Here is a 16188-nt window from a genome sequence, read left to right as displayed (position 1 = left end):
AAATCAGTCCTTTGTTCCAACGCCCGGCGGATCGTCCGCGATTCGGGCGTATAGGTAATGGTCCTGCCAGATGCCGTTGATCCTGAGATAGGATCGTAGCAGTCCTTCGCGCCGGAATCCGGCTTTTTCAAGCACGCGGATCGACCGGGCATTATCGGGGATACAGGCAGCTTCGATCCGGTGCAACCGCAGCGTTTCGAAGGCGAAACGCGTCACCACCTTGACGGCATCGGTCATCAGGCCGCGTCCGCTGAAGCGCTCGCCGATCCAGTAGCCGATATGGCCGCTTTGGGCGACCCCGTGGCGGATATTGCCGAGGGTGATACCGCCGGCCAGCTTGCCGCTGCTTTTCTCGAAGATGAAGAAGGCGATCGCCGTCCCCTGCGCGTAGTCCTCGCGGTAGCGGCCGATACGGTGCCGCCACGCCGTACGGTCGAGCTCGTCAGGCGTCCATCGCGGCTCCCACGGCTCGAGGAAGGCGCGGCTTTCACTGCGCAGCACCGACCACTCGCGATAGTCGTTGGTCAGCGGCACGCGCAGCGTGACCAGCTCGCCCTTCAGTGCCGGCAGGTCGCGGCGAAAGAAAGGGAGCGCGAACACGATGCTCGAATGGGCTTAGACGGCAAGCTTACGGGCAGTGGTCTGCGTGCCCGAAAGCGAATCGAGGATCGCCTCATAGGGCGCGAGCGTACCCACCGGCCCGACAGCTGTAAGCGTCGGCTTGGTCGAAAAAAGCCGGGACGACAGATCCGTCAGCCGCTCGACAGTCAACGCCGACAGGCGCTCCATCAGCTCTTCCTTGGCGATCGGCCTGCCGAACAGAAGCAACTGCCTGGCGATCTGCGAGGCGCGGCTAGCCGGGCTCTCGGCCGACATGATCAGCCCGGCGCGGTATTGCGCACGCGCCCGGTCGAGCTCCTCCTGCAGGATGTTTTCACCGGCCTTTTGCAGCTCGTCGATGATCACAGGCACCAGCTCGGCAATATCGCTTTGTCCGGTCGCGGCATGGACCCCGAAGACGCCGGTGTCGGAAAAACCCCAATGGAAGGCATAGACCGAATAGCACAGGCCGCGTTTTTCGCGGACTTCCTGGAAAAGTCGCGACGACATGCCGCCGCCGAGGATCATCGACAGGACCTGGGAGGCATAGAAATCGCGGACGTGATAGGCGCGGCCCTCGAAACCCAGCACGATCTGCGCGTCCATCAGGTCGCGGTCCTCGCGAAAATCGCCGCCGACATACTGTGCATATTGCGGGATGGTGCCGTCGGCCTTGCCGCGGAAGCTGCCGAGACGCTTTTCGACCTCCCGCACGAAATCGTCGTGCTTGATATCGCCAGCCGCCACCATCACCATGTTCTCGGCGCCGTACTGTCGTTCGATGAAGTCGTGCAACTGCTTCGAAGTGAAGGATTTGACGGTTTCCGGCGTGCCGAGAATCGAGCGGCCGATAGTCTGGTGGCGAAAGGCGGTCTCGGTAAAGTGATCGAAAACGACGTCGTCGGGCGTATCGTGCGCGGCGCCGATCTCCTGCAGAATCACATGCTGCTCTCGCTCCAACTCCTGCGGATCGAATTCGGATTCCTGCAGGATGTCGGAAAGAATATCGACGGCCAGCGGCACGTCGTCGCTCAGAACCCTTGCGTAATAGGAGGTCGTCTCGACGCTGGTGGCGGCATTGATCTCGCCGCCGACGTCCTCGATTTCCGAGGCGATCTCGAAGGCGCTTCGCCGCCTGGTGCCCTTGAAAGCCATGTGCTCGAGCAAGTGCGCCATTCCGTGCTCTTCGTCACGCTCGTTGCGTGCGCCCGATTTGACCCAGGCGCCAAGGGCAACAGATTCGAGGCTTGGAAGGGTTTCGGTGGCGACTGTCAGGCCGTTCGACAGACGGCTTACCTCAACACCCATATGGCAATTACTCCCTAACGCGCCGCCCGCGTGTGGCGGCCGAGATAATCTTCCACCATTTTCAGGTCGGATGGAAGTACCGTGTATTTTTCCTCGGCGCTCATCAACCCGCCTAGCCATGCAGGCAGGGCAGGCGACACGCCGCTGGCGGCTTCGACGGCGACGGGAAACTTTGCCGGGTGCGCAGTGCCCAGCACCACCATCGGCACCTCACCCGCAGTCTTGCCGGCGGCCACATGCATGGCCGCGGCCGTATGCGGGTCGAGCAGATAGCCGCTCGCCGCAAGTGTGGTGCGGATGGTGGCGGCGACCTCGTCCATGGTGGCGCGGCCGGCGTCGAATTCGGAGCGGATCTTGGCGATTTCGCCAGCCTCGATGGTGAAGGCGCCGGACTGCTTGAGCCCGTTCATGTAGCGCCGCACGGTCGAGGCATCGCGGCCGGACGCTTCGAACAGCAAGCGTTCGAAGTTCGAAGACACCTGGATGTCCATCGAGGGCGACGTGGTCGAAAAAACCCCCTTCATGCGGTATTCGCCTGTCGCCAGCGTGCGCGCCAGAATATCGTTGTCGTTGGTGGCGATGATCAGCCGTTCGATCGGCAGCCCCATCTTCTTGGCGGCATAGCCGGCAAAGATGTCGCCGAAATTGCCGGTCGGCACGGTGAAGGAAACCGGTCTGTCGGGCGCGCCGAGCGACAGCGCGGAGGAGAAATAATAGACGATCTGGGCCATGATGCGGGCCCAGTTGATCGAATTGACGCCCGACAGCGATACCCGGTCGCGAAAACCGTGGTCGTTGAACATGTCCTTCACCAGGCCCTGGCAGTCATCGAAATTACCTTCGATCGCCAACGCATGGACGTTTGCGGCGGTCGAGGTCGTCATCTGCCGCTGCTGTACCGGCGAGACGCGGCCATGCGGGAAAAGCACGAAGATGTCGGTGCGGTTGCGCCCGGCAAAGGCATCGATGGCGGCCCCTCCGGTGTCGCCGGAGGTGGCGCCGACAATGGTGGCGCGCTGGTCGCGCTCGGCCAGCACATGGTCCATCAGCCGTGCAAGAAGCTGCATCGCCACGTCCTTGAACGCGAGCGTCGGGCCATGGAAGAGCTCGAGCACGAAGCTGTTCGGCCCGGTCTGCACCAGCGGGCAGACGGCCTCATGGCGGAAGCTCGCATAGGCTTCGCGCACCAGCCGTTCGAACACCGGCGCCGCGATCTCGCCGCCGAGGAACGGCGACAGCACCCGGATAGCAAGATCGGGATAGGCAAGGCGGCGCATGGCGCGGATCTCGGCTGCGGAAAAATGCGGCCAGGCGCTCGGCAGGTAGAGCCCGCCGTCGCGCGCCAGTCCGGCCAGCACCGCGTCGGAAAATCCCAGCGCGGGCGCTTCCCCGCGGGTACTCACATATTGCATCGTTACGGTTCCATTGCTGCCGGGAATTTTGGCCCGCCGCGAGGTGGTGGATTTCTGCGCTGGCTCAGTCGCATTTTTGCCGCGCGGCTGATATACGTCACCGGCTTTGCGAGAGGGAAGTGCAGTTCATGGCGTTTCATTCATTCAACGGTCGTTTTGTCGCGGGTCTGGGGCTCGCCGGCTTTATGCTTGCCGCCGCAGGCTGCCAATCGAGCGACAATGGTATTCTCGGCTTCGGCAAGAAGGACACGACGCCGCCACCGCCACCCGATCCCAAGGTGCTTTCCAGCCAGCTGCAGGCCTATTGCCCGAAAGTGACGTTGCGTGACGGCACCGCTTTCTTCAATACCTACGCCAAGAGCGGTCCGAAGCCGAAGAAAAAAACCGATGTTGCCGCCGAGGAAGCCGCGCAGCCGGCAGCGGACGCGGCTGGCGTCGATCAGCCAGACGATTCCGCCAAGATCATCTATCAGGCTTCGATCACCGATGTGACCCGCGACTGCAGCCGCGCCAACGGCTCCTTGTCGATGAAGATAGCCGTCGCCGGCAAGGTCGTGCCTGGCCCGATGTTCACCCCCGGGACCATCACCATGCCGATCCGCATCGCGGTGATGCACGGCACCGAAGTTCTCTATTCGCAGCTTCACTCCTATCAGGTCCAGGTTACCGATCCTTCGAGTGCCACGCAGTTCGTCTTCACCGATTCCAACGTCGTCGTTCCGGAGCCGACGGCGAAGGACTACCAGGCATATGCCGGGTATGACGAGGGCGCTCCGAAAGTAGCGACAGACAAGCCGAGGAAGAAGAAAGCCGCCGCGACCAACTAAGCCGCTGCATTCGCGCCACGGCGGCTGGAGGCGGCCTCTCACGCGTCCGCCGACCATTCCGACAGCGCGGCGATCACGCTTTTCAGTTCCGCCCAGCGGCGGATGACCGTTTCCGCGCCGGCCTCGGTCAGCGCATCGGCGTGGCCGGGATAGCTGTGCGCCGCGCCGGTAAAGCCGATGACACGCATTCCCGCCGTCTTGGCGCCGGTGACGCCATGCACCGAATCCTCGATGACAAAGGTGTTCGCAGGATCGGCCTTGAGCTTTTCCGCGGCGAACCGAAACACGTCCGGCGCCGGCTTGGTTTTCCCGGTCGGGGTTTCCAGCGAGGAAAAGATCCGGCCGGCAAAGAACGGCAAAAGCTGCACCTTCTCCAGCATGAATTCGATCCGCTCAGAACGCGAATTCGAACAGACGCAGCGCGGCACTGCTACCGCGGCGACAGCTTCGTGCGCTCCGTCGATGGCACGCACGTCGCTGCGCAGCCTACGATCGACAAGCTGTTCCTCCTTGTCGATCAGGGAGGCCTGGAACGGGATCCGGGACTTTTCCTCGACCCGCATCATGATGTCCTTGAAAGTCAGCCCGGCATAGACCTCGGAAATCTCCTCGGCCGATATCTCGTAGCCAGCCGAGGTCAAAAGCTCGGCATCGATACGCGCGGCGATGATTTCGGAATCGACGAGCACGCCGTCGCAATCGAAGATGACAAGATCTGGCTGGGGCATGGTGATCCGGGAAGCGGGATGAGGGGAATGCCGAGAGGGCCTTTGGTCAAAACGGCTCAGGCGGCGCGGCATACACCAACAGGCCGGGCTTCGCAAATTCGGCGTGCTGCTTCACTGAATATTTACGCTGATCGGTAACCATAACGGACAGTAAACAGTAACGCGTGCCTTGGGTGTCACAATGTCTGCCGTGCGTCTTCTCGACGACCTTTCCGATGCTCCCCAGCAATCCGAGTGGCTGGATACGATCCTGAAGGGCGACTGCGTCGCCGCGCTCGAACGGCTGCCGGAAAAGTCGATCGACGTGATCTTTGCCGATCCGCCTTACAATCTGCAGCTCGATGGCGATCTGCATCGGCCCGACCAATCCAAGGTCGATGCCGTCGACGACCATTGGGACCAGTTCGACAGTTTTGAGGCCTACGACGCCTTCACTCGCGCCTGGCTGCTGGCGGCGCGCCGCGTGTTGAAGCCCAACGGCACGATCTGGGTCATCGGCTCCTACCACAATATTTTCAGGGTCGGCGCCAAGATGCAGGACCTGGGCTTCTGGATCCTCAACGACGTCGTCTGGCGCAAGACCAATCCAATGCCCAATTTCCGTGGCCGCCGTTTCCAGAACGCGCATGAGACGATGATCTGGGCATCGCGCGACCAAAAGGGCAAGGGTTACACATTCAACTACGAGGCGCTGAAGGCGTCGAATGACGACATTCAGATGCGTTCCGACTGGCTATTTCCGATCTGCACCGGCGGCGAGCGCCTGAAGAACGACAATGGTGACAAATTGCATCCGACGCAGAAGCCGGAAGCGTTGCTTGCCCGCGTCATGACGGCATCGACCAGGCCGGGCGACATCGTGCTCGACCCCTTCTTCGGTTCAGGTACCACCGGGGCTGTGGCCAAGCGGCTTGGCCGCCACTTCGTCGGCATCGAGCGTGAGCAGGCCTATATCGATGCCGCCATGGAACGTATCGATGCGGTCCGGCCGCTGGAATGCGCCAATTTGACGGTGCTGACCGGCAAGCGGGCTGAGCCGCGCGTCGCATTCGTCACGCTTCTCGACAATGGCTTGGTGGCGCCCGGCGCCACGCTCTACGACGCCAAGAAGCGCTGGGCGGCAAAAGTGCGTGCCGACGGCACGCTGGCGATCGGCGACAATGCCGGGTCGATCCACAAGATCGGCGCACACGTGCAGGGGCTGGACGCCTGCAACGGATGGACCTTCTGGCATTATGAGCGCAGCGGCGGTTTGACACCGATCGACGAGCTTCGCCGCATTGCCCGCCTGGGCATGGAGCGGGCAGGGGCCTGAGGCTCCGAGTTGCGATAGATCGGTTATGCGAAGGCTCACCCAACCTCTGGAAGTGATTCAAATCACACTTTGATCCCAAGGCGCTCAAGGTCCGCCTTGAGCGTCTGGGCGTCGGTGAACAGCACAGCCTGCCAACCGGCCGCCTTGGCGCCGTCGACATTCTTCTGGCTGTCGTCGATGAACAGCGTGGCTGCCGGATCGAGGCCGAACGCGGCGACGTGGTGATCGTAGATGGCGCGATCCGGCTTGATCTGGCGGATGTCGCCCGACACGGTCACGCCGCGCGGCCTATTGAGGAAATCGAACCGCTCGCGGGCCTCGGCAAGCGTATCGGCCGCGAAATTGGTAAGCATCGTCACGTCGTGGCCGCTCTCGATCAGCCCGATCATGATGGCGACGCTGTCCTCATAGGCATGAGGCACCATCTCGTGCCAGTACCGGCGGAAATTGCGGATGTTTTCGGCATGGTCGGGATATTGAGCGATTGCTAGCGCTTCGGCCTCTTCCCAACTGCGGCCGCGGTCCTGCTCGATGTTCCAGTCGTGCGTGCAGACATTGTCGAAGAACCATTTCCGTTCGTCGGGATCGGGGATCAAGCGGCTGAAGGGCAGGTTCGGATCATAGTGGATCAGCACTTTGCCGATGTCGAAAACGATGTGGCGGATTTCGGACATTCTTCTCTCTTTCAATGCGGCCGCTGCTTTTTCGTCGCGCCCGGTATCGCCGCTTCGATTACCTTTTTCATGACGCTCGGCAGCGCCTCCCCGGAAATTTCATGGGCCAGCGACCAGAAATGCCCGGCCGGGGCGGCACTGTCGGTCTCCGCCTTGAACACGTCGAGTTCAAGCGCAAAATGGGTAAAGATATGGCCGATGCGTCCGGCCTGCCGCCAGTCGCCGGGGAACGGGGCTGCCGCCGCCGTGGTGGCGCCATCGATCCGCGCGGTCCAGCCGGTCGTCGGCACTTCGGTCATGCCACCCAGCAGGCCTTTATCCGCGCGCTTTCGCAAAAGGATGGCGCCGTCGCCCCTGACTGCGACGAAGGCGGCGCCGCGGCGCAAGGGTTTCTCGGCCTTGGGCAGGCGGACCGGAAAGCGCTCGGGATCGCCCGAGATTGTGGCGCTGCAATCCTGCCTGACGGGGCAGAGCATGCAGCGGGGCCGGCGCGGCGTGCAGATCGTCGCGCCCAGGTCCATCATCGCCTGCGCGAAGTCGCCGGGCCTTGTCGAGGGAACCATGTGTTCGACCTGGCCGCGTATCTCGCCCTTGGCGTCGCCTAGAGGCGTGGCGATCGAATACAGCCGTGAGACGACCCGTTCGACATTGCCGTCGATGACCGCGGCTGGTCGGTCGAAGGCGATCGCCGCGATCGCTGCCGCCGTATAGGCGCCGATGCCGGGCAGTTCCCTCAAGCCGGACTCGCTGTCCGGAAAGCGGCCGCCTTGCCGCGCGACGAGATCGGCACAGGCTTTGAGGTTACGGGCGCGGGAATAATAGCCGAGCCCGGCCCAGGCCTTCATGACGTCTTCGGTCGGTGCCGCCGCCAGTGCCTCGACAGTTGGCCATTTCTGCACGAAAGCCCGGAAATAGGATTTTACCGCCTCGACCGTGGTTTGCTGCAGCATCACTTCGGAAAGCCAGACGAAATAGGGATCGGGCTGGGCGCCGCCTGCCAGCGCACGCGGCGGAACGCGCCACGGCAGCTCGCGGTGATGCGCGTCGTACCAGCCAAGCAGCCGGAACGCGATCTCGCCATTGTCTCCGGATACGGCCTTGCGGGTCTGGTCGTGCAGTGCCATTGATCGAGGGTCGGCCCTAATCCACTGATGCTGAAGCTGGAGAACGCACATGGCAGGGAAAAGGCCCTTCGGCAATCCCGTTCCGGTGAGCGATCTCGCAACCGAGATCCTCGACCCGGTGCTGCGCAAGCGGGCCGGCATGTCGATCGGGCTGGTCCAGTCGTGGGAAGAGATTGCCGGACCGCGGCTTGCCGGCCGCTCGTGCCCGGAAAAGATCCAGTGGCCGCGCCGCATGCACGAGGACGATCCGTTCGAGCCGGCCGTGCTGGTAATTGCCTGCGAGGGTCTGGCGGCACTGCATCTGCAGCACGAGACCGGCGAGATCATCAACCGGGTCAATGCTTTTCTCGGTTTCAATGCGATCGGCCGGATCAGGATCGTGCAGAAGCCGGTAATGGCGGGCAAGGAAAAGCCGAAACCCAGTTTGCGGCCGCTGACCGTGGCGGAGAAGGCGAAGCTGTCGGGCACTGTCGGTTTGATCGAGGACGACGGGCTGCGCGCCTCGTTGGAGCGGCTTGGCGCCACCATTCTTGGTCAAAAGAAGCCGTGATCTCGCGCTATCGTGATGGTATGCCCGGATTTGGCGATTGGAATAGGGCCGGTAATGCCTTAATTCGCGCCAACTCTCGCTTTTTGTAGCCTTTGCATTGCAAAATCCAACTATTGCCCAGGTGATTCGTATGATTCGTTCGTTGTCCCGCAGACACCTTTTGACTTCGCTGGCCGCAATACCAGCGGCGGCCCTGCTTGCCGCCTGCAGCGACTCGGGCGAGAAAGCCGAGGCGCAGGATGTGAAACCTGCGGCTCCGGCGGAACCTGCGAAGCCGGCCGCTCCGGCCGCCGCCAAAGCGCCTGAAGCTCAGGGCACGGTGGATATGGCAGCCTTGTTGAAGCCCGGCGCGCTGCCCGACATGCAGCTCGGCAAGGACGATGCAAAGGTCACCATCGTCGAATATGCATCGATGACCTGCCCGCATTGCGCGCATTTCGCCGAGACCACGTTTCCGGAGCTGAAGACGAAATATATCGACACCGGCAAAGCCCGTTACATCCTGCGCGAGTTTCCGTTCGATCCCAGCGCCGAGGCCGGTTTCATGCTGGCGCGCTGCTCCAAGGACAACTATTTCCCGATGGTCGACGTTCTGTTCAGGCAGCAGGCCAACTGGGTTGGTGTGAACAATACCAAGGACGCACTGCTGCAAATCGCGAAGCTTGCCGGTTTTACACAGGAGTCCTTCGAGGCCTGCTTGACGGACCAGAAACTTCTGGACGATGTGAGATCCGTCCAGAAGCGCGGCGCCGACGAATTCAAGGTCGATTCCACACCGACCTTTTTCATCAACGGAAAGACCTACAAAGGGGCGATGTCGATTGCGGAAATGTCGGCCATCATCGACCCTCTGCTCTGACCTTTCGGCAGCGCCGAAGCGGCGTCGCTTCGGCGTGCGCACTTCTTTGTTTTGCCGCGGGTTCTCCTTGCAAAACCCCGGAACAGTGTTGCGAAACTTCGCTATGGGCCGGCGCGAATGAAGTTCTCGCGCCTTCGCTTGCTCGGCTTCAAATCCTTCGTAGAACCCGGCGAGTTCGTCATCGAACGCGGCCTGACCGGCATCGTCGGGCCGAATGGCTGCGGCAAGTCGAACCTGGTCGAGGCGCTGCGCTGGGTTATGGGCGAAAGCTCCTACAAGAACATGCGTGCGTCCGGCATGGACGACGTCATCTTTTCCGGTTCCGGAACACGACCGGCCCGCAACACCGCTGAAGTCACGCTTTTTCTCGACAACAGCGACCGTAGCGCGCCCTCGGCCTTCAATGATGCAGACGAGTTGCAGGTTTCGCGCCGCATCGAACGCGAGGCGGGTTCGCTCTACCGCATCAACGGCAAGGAAGCCCGCGCCAAGGATGTGCAGCTGCTGTTCGCCGACCAGTCGACCGGCGCGCGTTCGCCATCGATGGTCGGGCAGGGCCGCATCGGCGAGCTGATCCAGGCAAAGCCGCAGGCGCGCCGCGCGCTGCTGGAAGAGGCAGCCGGAATTTCCGGCCTGCACACACGGCGCCACGAAGCCGAGCTGCGGCTGAAGGCGGCGGAACAGAACCTCGAAAGGCTGGACGACGTCGTCGGCGAACTGGAAAGCCAGATCGAAAGCCTGAAACGCCAAGCCCGCCAAGCCTCGCGCTTCAAGAACCTGTCGGCCGACATCCGCAAAGCCGAAGCGACGCTGCTGCATCTTCGCTGGACGCTGGCCAAGATGCAGGAAGGCGAAGCGCGTTCGGCGCTGGCGATTGCCACCGCGCTGGTCGGCGACCGTGCTGCCGCCCAGATGGCTGCCGCCAGGGAACAAGGCATCAACGCCCACCGGCTGCCGGACCTGCGCGATGCGGAAGCAGCAGCCGCCGCAGCCTTCCAGCGTCTGTCGATCGCCAAGGCGCAGATCGAGGAAGAGGCAGGCCGCATCCGCGCCCGCCAGGCAGAGCTCGACCGCCGACTGCAACAGCTTGATGGCGACCTTGCCCGCGAGCAGCGCATGGTCCGCGACAATGCCGATATCCTAGAACGTCTCGCCGCCGAAGAAGCCGCGCTCAACGCCGAAAACGCCGGCGCCGCCGAGCGTGAGGCCAGCACCCACGCGGCTTTCGAGCAGGCGGCATCGACGCTTGCCTCTAGCGAGGCCAGGCTCGCCGCGCTGACCGCCGAACGGGCGGAGGCTGCCGCCTCCCGCAACCAGATCGAACGGACGCTGCGCGATACCGCCGAGCGCCGCGACCGCTTTGGCCGCCAGCTTGCAGATGTCGACCGCGAATTGTCGGAGATCGTCTCCAGGGTCGCCGGCCTGCCCGATCCCGCCGAGAAGCGGCTGCTGGTCGGACAGGCGCTGGCACTGCTCGAAGGGGCCGAGGCAGCAGCGATTGCAGCCGAACGGGCGGTCGCCGAGGCGCGCGCGGGCGAAGGTGCTGCCCGCCCACCGGTTCAGGACGCAAAGGCCGAGCTGGCGCGGATCGAAACCGAGGCCCGCACGCTTGCCAAGATCCTCAACGCTGCGAGCGGCGACTTGTTTCCCTCGGTGCTGGAGCAGATCAGCGTCGAGCGCGGCTACGAGACGGCGCTGGGTGCCGCACTTGGCGAAGATCTCGACGTGCCGCTCGACCGCAGCGCGCCGGTGCATTGGGGCCAGAGCGAAATCCAGCCCGGCGACGCCGCGTTGCCCGAAGGTATAAAGAGCCTCGCCAGCGTGGTGCGCGCGCCGGCGCAGCTGGCCCGCCGGCTGGCCCAGATCGGCATTGTCGAAGCCGCCGACGGAAGAAGGCTGCAGACGCTGCTTGCTCCCGGGCAGCGATTGGTCAGCCGCGAAGGCGCGCTGTGGCGCTGGGACGGCTTTACCGCCAGCGCCGATGCGCCGACCGCTGCCGCGCAGCGGCTGGCGCAGAAAAACCGGCTGGCCGAACTCGACGCCGAAGCCGTCCATGCCACCCGCATACTGCGCGACGCCGAACAGGCTCTTGCCCGGGCCGAACAGGCGCTTGCCCAGGCGAGCGAAGCCGAACGCTCCGCTCGACAGGCCGGGCGCGACGCCCAGCACGGGCTGGACGCTGCTCGCAATGCGCTGGCCGAGGCCGAAAAGGCCGGCGGCGAACTGTCGAGCCGGCGTGCAGCACTTGACGAGGCGCGCGCCCGCATTGTCGACAGCCATGAGGAGACGGCGACAGCATTCGTCGAGGCGGAAATGCTGTTGCAGGAAGCGCCCGATCTCGGCGATCTGCAGTCGCAACTCGACCAGTCGGCCGCCAACGTCGCCCGCGACCGCGCCGCCCTTGCCGATGCGCGCGCAGTTCACGAGGGCCTGAAGCGGGAAGCCGAGGCACGTGTGCGCCGGCTCGACGCCATCGGCGCGGAACGGCGCAACTGGGTGGAGCGCGCCGAAAACGCGTCGACGCAGATCACAGCGCTCGGCGAACGCAAGGCCGAGGCCGAGGCCGAGCGCGAGCGGCTGGCCGACGCCCCCGACGAGATCGACGCCAGGCGGCGCGCCTTGCTGTCGCAGCTCGCCGAGGCCGAAAGCCTTCGCAAGGCTGCCGGCGACCGCTTGCAGGAAGCGGAGAACCGGCAGTCCGAGCTGGACAAGGCTGCGACCGCTGCTATCCAATCGCTCGCCGAAGCGCGCGAAACGCGTGTTCGCGCCGAAGAGCGGCTGACCGCCGCCGACGAGCGTCGGCTGGAAGTCGAAGCGCGCATCCAGGAAACGCTGAACACGCCGCCGCATCTGGTGATCCGCCACACCGGCCTCGAACCCGACAGCCCGATGCCCGAAATGGCCGAGATCGAGCGTCAGCTCGACCGGCTGAAGGTCGAGCGCGAACGGCTGGGCGCCGTCAATTTGCGCGCCGAGGAAGAGCAGAAGGAACTGTCGGACCGGCTGGAGACCATCGTCTCCGAGCGCGACGACATCATCGAGGCGATCCGTAAGCTGCGGCAGGCGATCCACAGCCTGAACCGTGAAGGCCGCGAGCGGCTGCTCGCTGCCTTCGAGGTGGTCAACGGCCATTTTCAACGGCTGTTTTCGCATCTGTTCGGCGGCGGCACCGCCGAGCTGCAACTGATCGAGTCCGACGATCCGCTCGAAGCCGGGCTCGAGATCCTGGCGCGACCGCCCGGCAAGAAGCCGCAGACGATGACGCTGCTGTCCGGCGGCGAGCAGGCGTTGACGGCAATGTCGCTGATCTTCGCCGTGTTCCTGACCAACCCGGCGCCGATCTGCGTGCTCGACGAAGTCGACGCGCCGCTCGACGACCACAATGTCGAACGCTTCTGCAATCTGATGGACGAAATGGCCGCAACCACCGAAACGCGCTTCGTCATCATCACACACAACCCGATCACGATGGCGCGCATGGACCGGCTGTTCGGGGTAACCATGGCCGAGCAAGGCGTCAGCCAACTGGTGTCGGTTGACCTGCAGGCGGCTGAGGCCATGCGCGAGGCAAGCTGACGCATCAGCTTAGTGGTGGTCTCCACCTCGGCTTTCGACTATAGCACGACGAAATGGGCTGGATCTGCCGCTCCAGATACCCGTCAGGCTGTGCACGTGGAGAAGCTTGTTGCCTATACTTGTCACCGGAGCCGCGGGGTTCATTGGCAGTCACGTTTGCCATCATCTGCTCGACCGGGGAGAAGCGGTCGTCGGCGTCGACAACATGAACGACTATTACGACCTGGCGCTCAAAAAGGGGCGGCTTGCCCGCCTTCTGCCCCGCAAGGATTTTTCGTTCCACCAGCTCGATATTGCTGAACAGGGCGCGCTTGCGGCTGCTCTGGCCGGGCAAGGCATCGTCAGGATCGTGCATCTCGCCGCGCAGGCCGGCGTGCGTCACTCACTCGACAATCCGCGGCTCTATGTCCGCTCCAATGTCATGGGCCACCTCGAAGTGCTCGAATTCTGTCGCGCCGAACCGGCATTCGAGCATCTGGTCTATGCCTCGTCGAGCTCGGTGTATGGCGGCAACCGCAGCGTGCCGTTCAGCGAAGCCGATCAGGTCGACAAGCCCGTTTCGCTCTACGCCGCCACCAAGAAAACCGATGAGTTGATGAGCCACACCTACGCCCATTTGTTCGGCATACCGCAGACCGGCCTGCGGTTTTTCACGGTCTATGGTCCCTGGGGCCGCCCCGATATGGCGTATTGGATGTTCACCCGGGCGATGCTCGAGGGCAAGCCGATCCGGGTTTTCAACAATGGCGAAATGTGGCGCGATTTCACCTACATAGACGATGTGGTCAAAGCGGTCGTCGCCGTGCTCGACAAGCCGCCGGCAGCTGACGTTCCGCCGAACAGGCTTTACAATGTCGGCAACAACCGGCCGGTGCGCCTGGGCGACTTCATCGACATTCTGGAAAGGCTGCTCAAGGTCAAGGCAATCCGCCACAACGAGCCGATGCAGGCGAGCGACGTCGAGAAGACTTACGCCGACATGACCGCGCTGGAGCGGGATTTCGGCTTCAAGCCTAGCGTTTCGATAGAGGACGGGCTGAAGAAGTTTGTCGACTGGTACCGGCCGTACTCGAAGCAGTGATTTGCACCACTCGCCGTGACGCCTTCAAGCGGGACACCTGGAGTGGGAACAAGTCGGTCCGCAAAAGCATCATTTTATCCTAACATCCTGTTAACCACATGCTCGCTGAAAGGTATCCGATTAACCTTTGAGGCGCTTATGACCGCTATGTTTCGTGGCTTGCTGTTCAATATGAGCTGTGTGGATGTGCGGATTCGGGGGCTATTTCGGTTCAGTCCGGGATGCGGAAGCTTTGCTTGCGCGCATGACGTCCGCGATCGCCCATCGCGGACCGGATGAACAAGGCAAATTCGTAGCGCCCGAGGCTGGACTCGGGCATGCGCGGCTGTCGGTGATCGGGATTGGTGATGGCCAGCAGCCGATGTCCGACGAAACCGGCAATTTGACGATTGCGTTCAACGGCGAGATTTTTAATTACGTGGAATTGCGCGAAGGGCTGCTGGCCAAGGGCCGACGCTTCCGCACCTCGAGCGACACCGAAGTTCTCCTGCAGCTGTATGAGGAGATGGGCGAAGACTGCCTGCCGCTCCTGAACGGTGATTTCGCCTTCGCGATTTGGGACAACCGGCGGCGGCGGATGGTGCTTGCAAGAGACCGCATGGGTGTTAGGCCGCTGTTCTACACCAGCAAGGACGGCGTGCTCTACTTTGCGTCCGAGATAAAAGCCCTGCTGAAGGTACCCGGCATCTCTGCCGAAATCGATCCGATTGCACTCGACCAGATCTTTACGCTGTGGGCGCCGATCGCTCCACGCACGGCTTTCCGCGATATCCACGAGCTGGAGCCGGCAAGCGTAATGATCGCGACACAGGGGCAAGTGACGGTCAAACCATACTGGCATCTGGACTATCCTCATCGAGATTCGCCATCGAAGATTACCAATGAGGACATCGCTGCCGAAGAACTGCAGGCCCTTTTGACCGACGCGGTGAGGCTTCGCATGCGCGCCGACGTGCCGGTCGGTTCTTACCTTTCGGGCGGGCTCGATTCATCCCTCGTTTCGGCACTCGCGGCCGGTATGACTCCTCTTAAGCTGCAGACATTTTCCGTAACGTTCGACAGCGCCGAGCATGACGAAAGCGCCTTCCAGACCGAAATGGCGTCAGCACTTGGCACGCGCCATCGAACCATAGCCTGTCGTGCCGGTGATATCGCCGGCGTGTTTCCCGAAGTCATCCGCTTTACCGAGCGGCCGATCATCCGCACCGCCCCGGCCCCCCTCTATCAACTGTCCGGCCTCGTTCGCCAGGCCGGTTTGAAAGTGGTGCTGACAGGCGAAGGCGCCGACGAAGTCTTTGCCGGCTATGATGTCTTCAAGGAAGCGCGGGTTCGCCGTTTCTGCGGACGACAGCCGGCATCGCGCATAAGACCACAGCTGTTCCGGAAGCTTTATCCCTATCTGCCAGGTCTGCAGCAGCAGTCCGTAGAGTACCTGGCCGCGTTCTTCGGCACCGGCAGCGCAGCCCTGGACGATCCGCTGTTCTCGCATCGGCCGCGTTTCAAGACCACATCAGCGGCCAAGATGTTTTTCTCCGGTGACCTGCGTGCGACATTGAAGGGCTACGACGCAGCCGAGGAACTGGCCGGCCGGTTGCCTGAGGCGTTTTCCCGGTGGCATCCGCTGCATCAAGCGCAATATCTCGAAACCCGCTTTCTCCTGCCGGGCTACATCCTCTCCAGCCAGGGCGATCGCATGGCCATGGCGCACGGTATCGAAGGGCGTTTCCCCTTCCTTGACCATCGCTTGGTGGAGTTTGCGGCAAGACTCCCGCAGGAGATGAAGCTCAAGGGACTGGTGGAAAAACACATACTGCGCAAAGTTGCCAAGCACCTGCTTCCGACGGCCATCAGCGAGCGCACCAAACAGCCTTACCGGGCGCCGGAAGCCCGCTCCTTCGTTGGACCCGGAGAACTGGACTACGTACGCGACTCGCTGAGCGAGGCGAGCATCGCCGCCGGAGGACTATTCAACGCCAAGGCGGTGGCGAACCTGCACGAGAAATGCCGCTTGCAGCCCGCGTCCGGATTCCGCGACAATGCGGCTTTCGTTGGCATTTTGTCGACGCAGCTGTGGCAGAAGATTTTCACCGGCGAAAAGGTCGGTGCAGCACGAGCGGCCTGAGAAATCGAGGGA

General features: G+C 62.9%; 13 protein-coding genes. 7 read left to right on the top strand and 6 right to left on the bottom strand.

Going from position 1 to position 16188, the window contains the following annotated elements; all coding sequences use genetic code 11:
• Positions 1-3: 3 nt before the first annotated feature.
• From NKJ17_RS14055 to thrC, 3 genes are read right to left on the bottom strand one after another with little or no spacing between them, the layout of a single operon-like run.
• The gene (locus NKJ17_RS14055) at positions 4-600 is read right to left on the bottom strand and encodes a GNAT family N-acetyltransferase (protein ID WP_254818464.1); all 597 of its coding nucleotides are present in this window, start codon (positions 598-600) and stop codon (positions 4-6) included.
• A 15-nt stretch (positions 601-615) separates the two neighbouring features.
• Entirely contained in the window at positions 616-1908 is a 1293-nt protein-coding gene (locus NKJ17_RS14050) for a M16 family metallopeptidase (protein WP_292657506.1), read from the bottom strand.
• Between the two features lie 14 nt (positions 1909-1922).
• Positions 1923-3320: a threonine synthase gene (thrC, locus tag NKJ17_RS14045; RefSeq protein ID WP_352688965.1), complete on the bottom strand. Its 1398-nt coding sequence runs from the start codon at positions 3318-3320 to the stop codon at positions 1923-1925.
• Positions 3321-3448: 128 nt separating this feature from the next.
• Here thrC and NKJ17_RS14040 point away from each other — a divergent pair, with 128 nt between their 5' ends.
• Positions 3449-4147, top strand: coding sequence for a hypothetical protein (locus tag NKJ17_RS14040; RefSeq protein ID WP_352476682.1), 699 nt, complete (start codon positions 3449-3451; stop codon positions 4145-4147).
• Positions 4148-4185: 38 nt separating this feature from the next.
• On the opposite strand, the gene NKJ17_RS14035 is transcribed toward NKJ17_RS14040, so the two are convergent.
• A complete protein-coding gene (locus tag NKJ17_RS14035) occupies positions 4186-4875 on the bottom strand; it encodes an HAD family hydrolase (RefSeq protein WP_254818468.1) in 690 nt (229 codons plus the stop codon).
• 181 nt (positions 4876-5056) lie between these two features.
• On the opposite strand from NKJ17_RS14035, the gene NKJ17_RS14030 reads away from it, so the two are divergent.
• A complete protein-coding gene (locus NKJ17_RS14030) occupies positions 5057-6190 on the top strand; it encodes a site-specific DNA-methyltransferase (RefSeq protein WP_352688962.1) in 1134 nt (377 codons plus the stop codon).
• Between the two features lie 62 nt (positions 6191-6252).
• On the opposite strand, the gene NKJ17_RS14025 is transcribed toward NKJ17_RS14030, so the two are convergent.
• Both NKJ17_RS14025 and mutY read right to left on the bottom strand, forming a co-directional pair.
• The gene (locus tag NKJ17_RS14025) at positions 6253-6864 is read right to left on the bottom strand and encodes an HAD family hydrolase (RefSeq protein WP_352688959.1); all 612 of its coding nucleotides are present in this window, start codon (positions 6862-6864) and stop codon (positions 6253-6255) included.
• Positions 6865-6875: 11 nt separating this feature from the next.
• Positions 6876-7988, bottom strand: a complete 1113-nt coding sequence (gene mutY, locus NKJ17_RS14020; protein ID WP_352688956.1) for an A/G-specific adenine glycosylase — start codon at positions 7986-7988, stop codon at positions 6876-6878.
• 49 nt (positions 7989-8037) lie between these two features.
• Between mutY and NKJ17_RS14015 the strand changes: the two genes are divergently transcribed.
• From NKJ17_RS14015 to asnB, 5 genes are all read left to right on the top strand, one after another.
• Positions 8038-8538 carry a DUF721 domain-containing protein gene (locus tag NKJ17_RS14015; RefSeq protein ID WP_352688954.1) on the top strand — a complete coding sequence of 167 codons (501 nt, stop codon included), beginning with the start codon at positions 8038-8040 and terminating at the stop codon, positions 8536-8538.
• Between the two features lie 130 nt (positions 8539-8668).
• Positions 8669-9397: a DsbA family protein gene (locus NKJ17_RS14010; protein WP_352688951.1), complete on the top strand. Its 729-nt coding sequence runs from the start codon at positions 8669-8671 to the stop codon at positions 9395-9397.
• Between the two features lie 117 nt (positions 9398-9514).
• Positions 9515-12973, top strand: coding sequence for a chromosome segregation protein SMC (gene smc, locus NKJ17_RS14005; RefSeq protein WP_352688948.1), 3459 nt, complete (start codon positions 9515-9517; stop codon positions 12971-12973).
• 109 nt (positions 12974-13082) lie between these two features.
• A complete protein-coding gene (locus NKJ17_RS14000; protein ID WP_352688945.1) occupies positions 13083-14054 on the top strand; it encodes an NAD-dependent epimerase/dehydratase family protein in 972 nt (323 codons plus the stop codon).
• Positions 14055-14238: 184 nt separating this feature from the next.
• Entirely contained in the window at positions 14239-16176 is a 1938-nt protein-coding gene (gene asnB / locus NKJ17_RS13995) for an asparagine synthase (glutamine-hydrolyzing) (protein WP_352688942.1), read from the top strand.
• Positions 16177-16188: the final 12 nt, after the last annotated feature.

Source organism: Mesorhizobium sp. M0208 (assembly GCF_040322015.1).
Lineage (GTDB): Bacteria > Pseudomonadota > Alphaproteobacteria > Rhizobiales > Rhizobiaceae > Mesorhizobium.
This window is presented reverse-complemented; position numbering and strand designations above follow the sequence as displayed.